We start from the raw sequence: 12723 nt of genomic DNA, 5'->3' as shown, positions 1-12723 counted from the left end.
ACCTGAAGACGCGCGCAGGCCACATGGCAGCCCGCTATCCCCGCCGGAGGACCCAGACCATGACCGCACGCACCAGCTGTCGCACGACCGCCGCGAAGTCCCGGATGGCCGCCGTCGGCACGATCGCGGTCGCCGGCGCCCTGCTGCTGACCGCCTGTGGCGACCAGACCAAGAGCACGGACTCGTCGCCGTCGTCTTCATCGTCCTCCTCCTCGGAGTCCAAGGCTCCCCTCTTCGACCAGCTCCCCAAGGCCATCCAGGACGCCGGGGTCATCAAGGTCGGCTCGGACATCGCGTACCCGCCGGTGGAGTTCAAGGACACGTCCGGCAAGACGGTCGGTATCGACCCGGACCTCGCCGACGCGCTCGGCAAGCAGCTCGGTGTGAAGTTCGAGTTCGAGAACGGCACCTTCGACACCCTGGTCACCGGTCTGCGCGCCAAGCGGTACGACCTGGTCATGTCGGCCATGACGGACACCAAGGACCGCCAGAACGGCGTGGACGGCGACACCGGCAAGAAGGTCGGCGAGGGCGTCGACTTCGTCGACTACTTCACCGCGGGCGTCTCCCTCTACACCAAGAAGGGCGCGGACAACGGGATCTCGAAGTGGTCCGACCTCTGCGGCAAGAAGATGGTCGTGCAGCGCGCCACCGTCTCGGACGACCTGGCCAAGGCCGAGAGCGCCAAGTGCGTGGCGGACGGCAAGCAGAAGATCTCCATCGAGGCGTTCGACAACGACCAGCAGGCCCAGACCCGGCTGCGCAGCGGCGGTGCCGTCGTCGGCGCCTCCGACTTCCCGGTGACGGCGTACGCGGTGAAGACCTCGGGCGGCGGCAAGGACTTCCAGGTGGTCGGCGAGCAGGTCGAGGCCGCCCCGTACGGGATCGCCCTGGCGAAGAACAACCCGCTGACGCCGACGCTGCTGACCGCCATGAACGAGATCATCAAGAACGGCGAGTACGGCAAGGTCATGACGAAGTGGGGCGTGGCGGACGGCGCGGTCACGGAGGCCAAGCTCAACGGCGGCTCGTGATCCGCGTACGGGCTGAGGGTTGAGGGCTGAGAGGCAAACTTCGTGACTGTCGAGATCAACAAGCCGGACGAACCGCAGGACGGCGACGGGACCGGGGCGGTAGCGGACGCCGTCCCCGGCACCGAGTCCGGGTCCGGGTCCGGTCCCGCGTCCGGCGCCGGGTCCGGTCCCGCGTCCGGCCCCGGGCTCCTGAAGGCCGCGTCGGTCATGCCGGAGGCGATCAGGGCCGTCCCCGTACGGCACTACGGGCGGTATGTGTCCGCGGTCGTCGTGATCGGGCTGTTCGTCGCCATCGTGTACGCCTTCGCGCAGGGCAAGATCAACTGGGGCGCCATCCCCGAGTACTTCTTCGACGACCGGATCCTCAAGGGCGTCGGGCAGACCATGCTGCTCACGCTTCTGTCCATGCTGATCGGTGTGGTCGGCGGCATCGTCCTCGCGGTGATGCGGCTGTCGAAGAACCCGGTGGTCTCCTCGATCTCGTGGTTCTACATCTGGTTCTTCCGCGGCACCCCGGTGCTGGTCCAGCTGATGGTCTGGTTCAACCTGGGGCTGGTCTTCGAGTACATCAACCTCGGGCCGATCTACAAGGACTACTGGTCCAGCTTCATGACGCCGTTCCTGACGGCGCTGCTGGGCCTCGGCCTGAACGAGGCCGCGTATATGGCCGAAATCTGCCGGGCCGGGCTGCTCTCGGTCGACGAGGGCCAGACGGAGGCGTCGCACGCGCTGGGCATGAGCCAGGGCAAGACCCTGCGCCGGGTGGTGATCCCGCAGGCCATGCGGGTGATCGTGCCGCCGACCGGCAACGAGGTCATCAACATGCTGAAGACGACCTCGCTGGTGGCGACCGTACAGTTCTATGAACTGCTGAGATACGCGCAAGATATCGGGCAGGCGTCCGGCTCCCCGGTGGAGATGCTGTTCCTCGCCGCCGCCTGGTATCTGGTCCTGACCTCGGTCCTGAGCGTCGGCCAGTACTACCTGGAGCGGTATTACGCGCGCGGCTCCAGCCGCAGCCTGCCGCAGACCCCGTTCCAGCGCGTCCGGGCCACGGTGCTGTCCTTCGGCCGGCCCAAGGGAGGACTGGCATGACCACGACCGGTACCCCGATGGTGAAGGCCGAGGGCGTCCACAAGTCCTTCGGCGCCGCCCACATCCTCAAGGGCATCGATCTGGAGGTGGCGCCGCGCGAGGTCTTCTGCCTGGTCGGCCCGTCCGGCTCGGGCAAGTCGACCTTCCTGCGGTGCATCAACCACCTGGAGAAGGTCAACGCCGGCCGGCTCTCGGTCGACGGCGAGCTGGTCGGCTACCGCCAGCGGGGCGACAAGCTGTACGAGCTGAAGGACAGCGAGGTCGCCAGGAAGCGCCGGGACATCGGCATGGTCTTCCAGCGCTTCAACCTCTTCCCGCACATGACGGCGATCGAGAACGTCATGGAGGCGCCCGTACAGGTACGCGGCGAGGCACGGGCCGTGGCCCGGGCCCGCGCCGAGAAGCTGCTGGACCGGGTGGGGCTGGCCGACAAGGCGGGGAACTACCCCTCGCAGCTCTCCGGCGGCCAGCAGCAGCGGGTGGCGATCGCCCGCGCGCTGGCGATGGAGCCGAAGCTGATGCTCTTCGACGAGCCGACATCGGCGCTCGACCCGGAGCTGGTGGGCGATGTGCTGGACGTGATGCGCGGGCTCGCCGAGGACGGCATGACGATGATCGTCGTCACCCATGAGATGGGGTTCGCCAGGGAGGTCGGCGACGCGCTGGTCTTCATGGACGACGGGGTGGTCGTGGAGTCGGGGCATCCGCGCGAGGTCCTGACGAACCCGCAGCACGACCGTACGAAGTCATTCCTGTCGAAGGTGCTGTAACAGGACGGGCCAGGGGGCGGTACGCGGAGACGCACCGCCCCCTACCCGCGCATGTGGTGCGTGAGCCCGACCTACTTGAGCGCGAGAACGAGCGAATCGGACGGCGACGACCAGACGGCCCGAGCCTCCGCGAAGCCCGCCGCGCGCAGCTGGCGCGCGTGCCACTCCACCGGGAACGTGTCGCCCTCGACGTGCTCGCCGTAGATCCGGAACCGCTCGGCGGCCGGCCCGGCGAGCACCGGGTCCGCGGCGACCAGCTGCCACCACGACTCCCAGTCGACCGCGCCGGCGGCCTTCGCCCGCTCCATGGCGGCGAGGCGGTGGGCGCGCTCCGCCGCGTTGATCCGCGGAGTGCCGGCGTCGCGCATGTGGTCGGCGTTGAGGAACACGCCCCCGTCCCGCACGAGCGGGCCGAGCCCGCCGTACAGCGCGATCAGCGGCTTCTCCGGCAGCCAGTGCAGGGCGGTGGCGGTGAGCACGGCGTCGTAGTGGCCGTACGGGAGCAGCTCCGGCCAGCGCGGGTCGGTCAGGTCGGCGGTGACGAAGGTGACGCGGTCGTCGCCGGCGAAGGAGCCGCGGGCGATGGCGAGGAGCGCGGGATCGAGGTCGACGCCGGTGCTGACGGCGCGGGGGAACCGGTGGAGCAGCCGGGCCGTGATACTTCCCGTACCGCAGGCGAGATCGAGCACGCGCGGTTCGGGGCCGACCAGGGCCTCGACCATGTCGAGCATGACGCGGAACCGTTCCTCGCGGTCGGGGAGGTACCACTCCTGCTGGCGATCCCAGCTCTCCTGCCAGGCACCCCAGTCGTCACCGAACCCAGCACCGCCCCCCGAACCCACACCCGCACCCACACCCGTCCGCGTGTCCGTTTCCGTACGCGCATCCGTCACGAGAACCTCCCACGTAATACCCTGGAAGCGGCACGACCCATTACTGCCGCGCAACCGACCCTAGCCCGCTCCCGTAAGGACTACAAGTGGAACTGGCCTCTTACTCGGACTATGCCGTCCGGCTGGTCAACACCGAGGAACCGGCCCGCGGCACGGACACCCTGACCTCGGTCGAGACCGTCCGCGCGCTCTTCGGCCCCGACTCCGTGGCGGCCCGGCGCGCCACCGACGCGGATGTCACCCGCTTCCGGTCCGTACGGACGCGGCTGCGCGCGGTCTTCACCGCCGCGGACGCGGGGGAAGCCGTACGGGCGGTGGACATGCTGAACTCACTGCTGCTGGAGTTCCCCGTCAGCCCGCAGATCTCCGGGCACGAGTTCCTCGACGCCGAGGGCCGGCCGCGCTGGCACATGCACCTCGCGGAGCACCCGTCCAACGCGACCGCGGGGTACGCGGCGACGGCGGCGATGGGGCTGGCGTTCCATCTGACGGAGTACGGGGTGGACCGGCTCGGCCTGTGCCAGGCGGCGCCGTGCCGCAACGCGTATCTGGACACCTCCACCAACCGGTCGCGCCGCTACTGCTCGGACCGCTGCGCGACCCGCGCCAACGTCGCCGCCTACCGCGCCCGCAAACGCCTGGAGACCGAACGCACCGCCGCCACCGGACGCACCGCCGACACCAGCCAGGAGGCCACCGCACGCGCCGAGCGCTGATCGCCCAGCGGCCGGTAGCGCGCCCTGACCCGGGCGAGCAGCAACTCCTCCGGAACGGCCCCGAACACCCGGCTGTCCCCCTCGGCGCCCGGATTGTCACCGAGCACCCACCAGCCGTCGCCGCGTCGCTCGATCAGCCGCTTGACGATGAGCAGATCCTGCTGCAAGGGATGGCGCAGCACAGCGACATCCCCCGGACGTACCGGGGCGCTGTAGCGCACGAGCAGCTGGTCCCCGTGTTTGAGCGTGGGATACATGGAGGGACCGCTCACCTCGGCGATCCCCCAGCGCCCTCCCGGCTCCCGCCCGTCCTCCGTCGTCATCGGCCACCTCCGCTCCCACCGTACGGTGCGACCCGGGTCCCGTCCCCGCCCGGGACTTTCGTCCTAAGCCCCAGGGGCACCTGCGAAATACCTCTTCTCACGGAGTAATGTCCCACCTGAGAAGACGATCACGAGGAAGGACAGCTCCATGCTTTCCCGCCTGTTTGCCCCCAAGGTGAAGGTCAGCGCCCACTGCGACCTCCCCTGCGGCGTGTACGACCCGGCCCAGGCCCGCATCGAGGCCGAGTCGGTCAAGGCCGTCCAGGAGAAGATGCAGGGCAACGACGACGCGCACTTCCAGGCGCGCGCGACGGTCATCAAGGAGCAGCGCGCCGAACTGGCCAAGCACCATGTCTCGGTGCTCTGGAGCGACTACTTCAAGCCGCCGCACTTCGAGAAGTACCCGGAGCTGCACCAGCTGGTCAACGACACCCTGAAGGCCCTCTCCACGGCCAAGGGCTCGAAGGACCCGGCCACGGGCCAGAAGGCTCTGGACTACATCGCCCAGATCGACAAGATCTTCTGGGAGACGAAGAAGGCCTGACCCATGGCTAGGCCGTTTGACCTGCCCTTACGCGGGTCGCATCGCCTACCTGTCCGCACCCGGTCCGCGGGCCGCCGATCACGGCGTCCATGACGGCCCGGGTGCGGTCTTCTTTCTCCAACGGGGGGAATGACCACTCATGACCAATGCCGTCAGCAATGCGTACGACGACTTACTGGCAGAGATCTGCGACCTGATGTACCCGGACGCGCTTTCCGGTACGGCGGACGCGGCGCGATGAGCGTCGTGTTGCAGATGACGGGCGTCCGTCACGGGTACGACGACAGGGTCATCCTCAACAGGGTGGACCTGTCCGTCGCGGCGGGCGAGTGCGTCACCCTGCTCGGTGAGAACGGCTCGGGCAAGTCCACTCTGCTGCGGCTCGCCGCTGGGCGGGAGACGCCGAAGGAGGGAACGGTCAGCGTCTTGGGCAGCACCGCCTCCGAGGACGACGTCACCCTGCGCGGCAAGGTCGCCGTCGTCCTGGACAGCGGGGTGGCCTACCCGGATCTCAGTGTCCGCGAGCACCTCATGCTCGTCGCCCTCGCCCACGGCCTGGGCGCGGCCGCCGCCGAGACGGTCGACGAAGTCCTCGCCGAGCATCGGCTTGACGGGCGCGCGGAGGCGTTTCCTCATCAGCTCTCTTCCGGGCAGACCCAACTGATGGCGTTGGCGCAGGCGTTCATCCGCCCTTGCGCACTACTGATCCTGGACGAGCCGGAGCAGCGCATCGACGCGGACGGCCGACGGCGGCTCGCTGAACGCCTGCGGGCCGCGAAGGCGGAGGGCACCGCGGTTCTGCTCGCCACGCATGACCGGACATTGGCCGCCGCGGCGGCTGACACGGCGTACACCGTCTCCGGCGAGGGACTGCTGGTCCCGGAGCGGGTTGAACGTGCGAACGGTGGATGAGCCTCACGCGCGCTTGGCGGCGGACGTACCCGGCGACGCTGTCGCGCGCAATACCGCCGAGGTGTTGGCCCGGCTGCGCGTCGTGCGGGCGGCCAAGCGTGATGAACGTCGCCGGAGCCTCGCGTACACGCTGTACTGCACGGTGCTGCTCTTCGCCATCTGGGGTGTTCCCCTGCTGCTGGCAGTGGCGCGGGCCGGAACCGACGGGCGGCTCGAAGGGGCCGTGGCCGAGCGTGTCCTGTCGGCGCTGCCGACACTGGTCCCCGCCGTGTTCGCGGGCGTCGTACTGCTCCTGGCCGCGCGAGGCGGCTGGCGAGGGCCCGCGCTGCTGGAGCAGGCCGCGGTGACGTGGCTGATCCCCCAGCCAGTCCTGCGGCGGGCGCTGCTGCTGCCCCGGTTCATCGCGTCAGCCGTGACGGCCTCGTCGATCGCCGTGGGGGTGGGCGCGGTCGCCGGCTTCCTGTTCTCCGCGCTGGGCGCCGGCAGCTGGTGGGGCATGACCGGTGCCGGGGCAGTGGGCGGTGGGGCGGCCGGATTCGCGGGTACGGCCCTGGCCGCACTGGTCCAGCGCCACAGCGGCACTGCCCACGCTCACCGGTCCCGGATCCTCGCGGCGGCACGAGCGGGCGTCGCGGTGCTGTGGGCCGCGGCAGGTGTCTCGCTGGCGTACGGCCCGTGGTTCGCGGACATCGTGGTGCCCTGGTCGGGGCCGTGGGGCTGGGCCGCGCTACCGCTGAGGAGTGCGGCGGGTGACTCGGGAGTGTTCGTCGCCGGGGCCGGGGTTGTGCTGACCGCTCTGTCGCTGATCGTGGTGGGCAGGTACGCGGTCGACGCCGTGGCGCATATGCCGGCGCAGGTGCTGCGGACGCAGGCCGGTACCGCGATGCGTGTGCAGGCGTCCTTGTACTCGCTCGACCTGCGCCAGGCTCGCGCGGCGGTCCGGACCACCCGCCGCCGCGCGGCTCGGCGTACGGTCCGGCTTCCGTTCCCGGGCCGGTCGTGGCTCGTCGTTCCGTGGCGGGACGCGACCGCGCTGCTGCGGGCTCCGGGAAGGCTGGTGTGGACCGTCGTCTGGGCGGCGGCGACGGTGGCACTGCTGTGCCTCGACAGCGCGCCAACCCCGGTCACGCTCATGGCACTGCCGGCCGCGTATCTGGCCGCGGCCCAACTGGTGGAGCCCGCGCGGATCGAGACCGATGACATCCGGCGTGCCGCGCACATGCCATGGTCCGCCGCCCAGTTGGCCCGGCGCCACGGGCTGGTTCCCGCGGCATCGCTCATGGCACTGTTCACGCTCGGCGGGGCGGTGGCCCGGGCGGCCGGATGGTGGGCGGACAGTCTCCTGCTGCTTCCCGTGCTGGTGCCCGCACTCGTCGGTGCCGCATTGGTCAGCGCCTACCGGGGCCCCGTACCGGCACATCTGATGATCGGCTCCCTCACACCGATGGGCGACACCGGCCCGCTCGGCGCCCTGCTGTGGCAGGTACGCGGACCACTGGTGGCTCTGGTGTGCCTGGCAGCCGTGGACGGACCGGCACGCGGAACAGCGCCGGACGCGCCAGGACTGCTGTGGCCGCTCGCCGTGGGCGCGGCGATGACCTGGTGGGTGGGCGTGACGGCGCGAAGGACAGTACGCCAGCAGTGAACTCAGTCCCATCCGGCGCCGGTCTGGCGATGGCGGAGTACAAGGGAGGCGGCACGTACGAACACGGGGCGCCCGGCAGCCTGTCCTTATGAGCCGCTCAAGCGGGTGAGGGACACCAGGATGAGCAACAGGTGGCCCAGGAGCGGGATGAAGGCCGTCGCCTGGAAGAAGCCGAGCGTCGCGCCGCGTTGCTGGCCGAGTCGGGATGTGCCGCCGACGGCTGCCGCCCAGAGGCCCCAGACCGCGAAGGCCAGTGGCAGGACGGCGAAGCTCCTTGTCGCGGCCTGGAGCAGGAAGGCGGGGATCAGCAGGCCGTAGGCGTGGCGCAGGCGGCGTGCTCGTAGCCGGTTGTCCGCCCGCTCCCGCGCCGGATCCACCGGGGCGGCCGGGGCGGGTATGGGGGTGGGGGCCTGGGGTGGGATTGGGCTGGTGGTGGGGGGTGGTGGGGTGGGGGGAACGTACGGATCGGGCGCGGGTGCGGGGGCGTTGGCGCTTTCGCGTACGTGCTCGATGTACGCGCGCATCTCGTGGGCGTCCCGGAACCGGTCCTCGGGCCGCTTCTCCAGCGCGCGGGCGACCAGTTCCTCGATCGGGTCCGGCACCCGGCAGCCCACCGACGCCAGCGTCGGCGCCGTGACGGTGACATGGAGATATCCGAGGGAGAAGCCGGAGTCGCCCTCGAACGGCAGTCGGCCGCTGATCAGCTGGAACAGCATGACCCCCACCGCGTACAGATCGGCTCGGCCGTCGACGACCCTGCCGCGGCCGTCGAACTGTTCCGGTGCCATGTAGTACGGAGTGCCGAGGAGGTCGCCGACGGCGGTCAGGGCCGTGCGCGGGGAGCCCTGTTCCGCTACGTCCAGGATCCGGGCGATCCCGAAGTCCATCACCTTGACCCGCCCGTCGGCCGTCACCACGACGTTGGAGGGCTTGATGTCGCGGTGTACGACGCCGGCGGCGTGACTGGCCGTCAGCGCGGCGAGCACCTCCGCCGACAGGGCGAGGGCCCGGTCCGGCGGCAGCCCCCGGCCGGGCGCCGCGTCGCGGGCGAGCAGCTCGCCCAGTGTGCCGCCGCGTACGAACTCCATGACCAGGTACGGGATCCGCACCCCGTCCTCGAAACGCTCCTCGCCGGTGTCGTGCACCGCGACCACGGAGGGATGGCTGAGCCGGGCCGCCGACTGGGCCTCGCGCCGGAACCGGGCGCGCAGCCCCTCGTCGTGGGCGAGGGCGGCCAGCATGGTCTTGACGGCGACCGTGCGGTTCAGCGCGGTGTCGTGCGCCTTGAACACGGCCGCCATGCCGCCCTGCCCGATCTGTTCCTCCAGCAGGTAGCGGCCGGCGGCCAGCGCCAGCCCCGACCGGATCGGCCCGGTTGCACCCGGCATGTCGCGCCCCTCCCGTCGTCCGGTCCCCGCGGCCGGACAGGCCAGCGAGTATACGGACCCGATCTTGCCGCCCGCGGTGGATCACGGGCGCCCGTAGACAGTGTCTACGCCCTCTGGTAGACACTGTCTATGCGTTCTACGAGTGAGAGTGAGCGGGACAGCGCGCAGGACGGCGACCTGAGGGTCCGTCTGGTGCGGGCGGGCGTCGAACTGGTGGCGGGGCAGGGGGTGCAGGCGCTGTCCTTGCGGGCCATCGCCCGGCACGCGGGGGTGTCGCACGGCGCGCCGCGGCGGCACTTCCCGACCCATCTGGAGCTGCTGTCCGCCATCGCCCAGCAGGGCTTCCTCGACCTGGGCGAGCGGGTGCGCGAGGCCCTGGCCGCCGTACCGGGCTCGGCGCGGGGGCGGTTGGGGGTGCTGGGGCGGGTGTATCTGGACTTCGCCCGGGAGCGGCCCGGGATGTACGAGCTGATGTTCCGGCACGACCTGCTGGAGAGCAGCGGCCGGCTCGGGCTGCGCGAGACCAGCCTTCCGCTCTTCGCCGTCCTGGCCGACCTGGTCGGGCGAGCGGGGGTACGGGACGGGGCGGACCCCGCCGTGGTGGCGGGCGTTCTGTGGGCGAATCTGCACGGGATCGCCCAGCTCTGGGCATGGGGCAGCCTCGGGCTGGCGACGGGCGCCGACGACGTCGAACCGCTGCTGCGGGCCGCGCTGGACGCGCACCTGGGACCGGAACACTGATGCGCGCCGCCGGAGCCGCTCCGACCGGAGCTGCATGGACGCGCGCCGAAGGCCACCGGCGGCTCACGCTCGCCATGAGCGTCACCGGGGCCGCCCTCGTCGCGCTGGACGGGACCGTGCTGACGGTGGCGCAGCCGGCCATGCGGCGGGAACTCGGCGCGTCGTTCGCCCAGGCACAGTGGACCAGCACGGGATATCTGATCGCCGTGGCGAGCCTGCTCGTCTTCTCGGGACGGCTCGGTGACCGGTACGGCCACCGGCGCGTCTTCGCCCTCGGGATCCTGGGCTTCGCCACCGCCTCGGCCGGCATCGGACTCGCGTCCGGCGTCGGCTGGGTGATCGCCCTGCGGGTGGTGCAGGGGGTGTTCGGCGCGCTGCTGCAACCGGCCACGCTCGGAATGCTGCGCGCCGCGTATCCGAGCGACCGGCTCGCCCTGCCGATCGCGCTCAGAACGAGCGCGATCGGGCTCGCCGCCGCCGCGGGTCCGTTGGTGGGCGGGGCGCTGACCGACCGGCTGGGCTGGCGGGCCGTGTTCTTCCTGGGCGTCGGACCGGCCCTGGTCATCGGGGTGCTGGCGCTCGTCGTACGGATCCCGGCCCCGGCGCCCCCGCGCGGCGCGGACCGTACCGTACGGCTCGATCTGCCCGGCGCGGGGCTGCTCGCGCTGGCCCTCGTCGCTCTCGTACACACGCTCGTCGCACTGCCGGAGGGCGGGCCGACCGCGGTGGTGGCACTGGGGCTCGCCGTCGCGGCCATCGCCACCGCCGTGTTCGTCCGGCACGAGCGGGCCGCCGCCGACCCGTTGATCCCGCCCGCCGTGTTCCGCTCGGCCACCGTCACCTCGGCGCTGGGCGTGCTGGTGAGCGCGACCGCCGCGCTCTTCGGGGCGCTGTTCCTCGCCACGTACTTCCTCCAGGACGTGCTGGCTCTGGACCCGCTCCAGAGCGGTCTGCGGGCGCTGCCGCTCGCCGTGATGATGGTCGCCGGGGCGCCGCTCGCCGCCATGGCCCTGCGCCGGTACGGTCCGCGCCGTACGGCCGTGCCCGGGATGGCGCTCGTCGCGGCCGGCACCTTTCTGCTGTCACGGCTCGACACCGCGTCGACGGCGCCCGTGATCGGCGGCTGCTTTCTCGTCCTGGGCGCCGGATTCAGCACGGTGATGGTCACCGCCACCACCGTCGTCGTCCGCGACGCGCCCGCCGATGCCGCCGGGGTCGCGGGCGGGCTCCAGCAGACCGCGATGAACGTCGGCCCCGTCCTGGGCATCGCCGCCGCGACCATGCTGACCGGCGCGGACGGTGCCGTCCGCACCTCGCTGGGGCCGGCGCTGACCGTGCTCGCGGCGGTCGCCGTCGTGGGCGCGCTGCTCGCGACGCGCCTGCCCACGGCCGCCTACGCGCGCAGCTCGCCGGCGCCAGAGCCCGCCGGGGCAGACCCGACCGGGACAGCCCCGGCCGAGACGCGCCCGACCAAGGCGCCGCGCTCCCGCGTCAGTCCTCCGTGAACGGGGTGTCTCTCCACCGGACCACGCCCGCTCGCCGGATATGTGCAGCAGAAACTCCGCCACCGGTCCGGCCGGCGCGGCCAGTACGACCGCCCGCTCCCTCTCCTCGCCCGCCGCCGCCCAGGCGTCCGGCTCCCCGTCCCCCGCCGGTCCCCCGGCCGGACACTCACTCTCTCAGACGGCACTGACAACGCCCGCTCAGCCGACCGCCGCCGTACGCCGCCCGTCCTTCGGCGCGAACGCCTCCAACGCGTCCGCGTCGCTCGCCCGGGCGCGCAGGAAGTAGTCCGCCCACTCCGCGATGTCCCCGTAACCGCAGGACTCCGTCAGTCCGGTGATCGCGGCGTCGATGTCGAAGCGGGTGACCCGCAGTTCGACCCCGGGGCCGAGCAGCGCCCAGTGGGCGCCGGGACGGCCGTACGGCATGCCCACGCTGCCCGGGTTGACGACCTGGCGGCCGTGGGCGAGCCGTACGAACGGCATGTGCGTGTGGCCGCAGACGACCGTACGGATGTCCTCGCCCAGCCCCGCGAAGACCTCGGACCAGCGGGCCAGCCGGGAGTCGACCACGACGATCTCCTCGTCGTCCCGCGGGGTCGCGTGGCAGAAGAGGACCTGGCCCAGGCCCGCGACCCGCAGATAGCGGGTGGGCGGCAGCCCGGCCAGCAGGGCCACCTGGTCCTCGCGCAGTTGGCCGGCCGCCCAGGCGCCTATCCCGCCGGGGACCGACGCGACACCGCCCCGGCGCAGCTCGACGAGTTCCCGGTCGGCGTTGCCGCCGAGCAGGACGGCCCGCTCCCCCAGCCGCGCCAGCCGGTCGAGCACCTCGACGGGCTGGGGGCCGGCCGCGATGTCGCCGGTGACCAGGATCCGGTCCGCCGCGGCGACGTCCGGCTCGGCGAGCACCGCCTCCAGGGCCGGCAGGACGCCGTGGATATCGGAGAGCACCGCGACCCGGGCGCCCCGCTCACCACGGCCCCCGCCACCGGCACCACCGCCGCCGGCGCCGCCACCACCGCCGCCTCCGCCACCCGTCGTGCCCGCCGTACTTGTGCTGTCACTCGGTCGTTTCGGCATGTGTCCCGCACACTCCTTACGCTCCCGATCACCGGACCCGGCCCGCACAACTCACAGCTCACAGTTCACAGCTCACAACT

General features: G+C 71.7%; 13 protein-coding genes. 9 read left to right on the top strand and 4 right to left on the bottom strand.

Translation table 11 applies throughout. The annotated features are described in order from the left end of the window. The first annotated feature begins 59 nt into the window (after nt 1-59). The 3 genes from DVK44_RS23950 to DVK44_RS23935 all read left to right on the top strand — a co-directional run bounded on the left by DVK44_RS23950 (nt 60) and on the right by DVK44_RS23935 (nt 2899). Complete coding sequence (locus DVK44_RS23950) at nt 60-1034, top strand: ABC transporter substrate-binding protein (protein ID WP_114661619.1); 975 nt, start codon at nt 60-62, stop codon at nt 1032-1034. A 207-nt stretch (nt 1035-1241) separates the two neighbouring features. Further along, nucleotides 1242-2129, top strand: coding sequence for an amino acid ABC transporter permease (locus DVK44_RS23940; RefSeq protein ID WP_114665394.1), 888 nt, complete (start codon nt 1242-1244; stop codon nt 2127-2129). Between the two features lie 17 nt (nt 2130-2146). Then, nucleotides 2147-2899, top strand: coding sequence for an amino acid ABC transporter ATP-binding protein (locus DVK44_RS23935; RefSeq protein WP_114665395.1), 753 nt, complete (start codon nt 2147-2149; stop codon nt 2897-2899). Nucleotides 2900-2970: 71 nt separating this feature from the next. Here DVK44_RS23935 and DVK44_RS23930 read toward each other — a convergent pair whose 3' ends face one another. Beyond that, nucleotides 2971-3741, bottom strand: coding sequence for a class I SAM-dependent methyltransferase (locus DVK44_RS23930; protein WP_228447667.1), 771 nt, complete (start codon nt 3739-3741; stop codon nt 2971-2973). A 137-nt stretch (nt 3742-3878) separates the two neighbouring features. Here DVK44_RS23930 and DVK44_RS23925 point away from each other — a divergent pair, with 137 nt between their 5' ends. Continuing rightward, nucleotides 3879-4508 (top strand): CGNR zinc finger domain-containing protein, encoded by a 630-nt coding sequence (locus DVK44_RS23925; protein ID WP_114661617.1) that lies wholly within the window; start codon nt 3879-3881, stop codon nt 4506-4508. On the opposite strand, the gene sodX is transcribed toward DVK44_RS23925, so the two are convergent. Next, entirely contained in the window at nt 4412-4831 is a 420-nt protein-coding gene (sodX, locus tag DVK44_RS23920; RefSeq protein ID WP_114661615.1) for a nickel-type superoxide dismutase maturation protease, read from the bottom strand. The genes DVK44_RS23925 and sodX overlap by 97 nt on opposite strands. A 148-nt stretch (nt 4832-4979) precedes the next feature. Between sodX and sodN the strand changes: the two genes are divergently transcribed. The 3 genes from sodN (at nt 4980) to DVK44_RS23905 (ending at nt 7932) form a co-directional block, all read left to right on the top strand. After that, nucleotides 4980-5375 carry a superoxide dismutase, Ni gene (sodN, locus tag DVK44_RS23915; protein ID WP_030352782.1) on the top strand — a complete coding sequence of 132 codons (396 nt, stop codon included), beginning with the start codon at nt 4980-4982 and terminating at the stop codon, nt 5373-5375. 237 nt (nt 5376-5612) lie between these two features. Further along, a complete protein-coding gene (locus DVK44_RS23910; RefSeq protein ID WP_114661613.1) occupies nt 5613-6287 on the top strand; it encodes an ABC transporter ATP-binding protein in 675 nt (224 codons plus the stop codon). Continuing rightward, nucleotides 6280-7932, top strand: a complete 1653-nt coding sequence (locus DVK44_RS23905; RefSeq protein ID WP_162794031.1) for a DUF6297 family protein — start codon at nt 6280-6282, stop codon at nt 7930-7932. The genes DVK44_RS23910 and DVK44_RS23905 overlap by 8 nt, the downstream gene beginning before the upstream one ends. 86 nt (nt 7933-8018) lie before the next feature. On the opposite strand, the gene DVK44_RS23900 is transcribed toward DVK44_RS23905, so the two are convergent. Then, nucleotides 8019-9320, bottom strand: a complete 1302-nt coding sequence (locus DVK44_RS23900; RefSeq protein ID WP_228447345.1) for a protein kinase domain-containing protein — start codon at nt 9318-9320, stop codon at nt 8019-8021. A gap of 129 nt (nt 9321-9449) precedes the next feature. Between DVK44_RS23900 and DVK44_RS23895 the strand changes: the two genes are divergently transcribed. Next, on the top strand, nt 9450-10061 hold the full coding sequence (locus tag DVK44_RS23895; protein WP_114661609.1) for a TetR/AcrR family transcriptional regulator: 612 nt from the start codon (nt 9450-9452) through the stop codon (nt 10059-10061). Nucleotides 10062-10135: 74 nt separating this feature from the next. Then, nucleotides 10136-11566, top strand: a complete 1431-nt coding sequence (locus tag DVK44_RS23890) for an MFS transporter (protein WP_228447344.1) — start codon at nt 10136-10138, stop codon at nt 11564-11566. 198 nt (nt 11567-11764) lie between these two features. On the opposite strand, the gene DVK44_RS23885 is transcribed toward DVK44_RS23890, so the two are convergent. Beyond that, nucleotides 11765-12643 (bottom strand): metallophosphoesterase family protein, encoded by an 879-nt coding sequence (locus tag DVK44_RS23885; RefSeq protein ID WP_114661599.1) that lies wholly within the window; start codon nt 12641-12643, stop codon nt 11765-11767. Nucleotides 12644-12723 lie beyond the last annotated feature (80 nt).

The sequence above is a fragment of the Streptomyces paludis genome, from assembly GCF_003344965.1.
Taxonomy (GTDB): Bacteria; Actinomycetota; Actinomycetes; order Streptomycetales; family Streptomycetaceae; genus Streptomyces; species Streptomyces paludis.
This window is presented reverse-complemented; position numbering and strand designations above follow the sequence as displayed.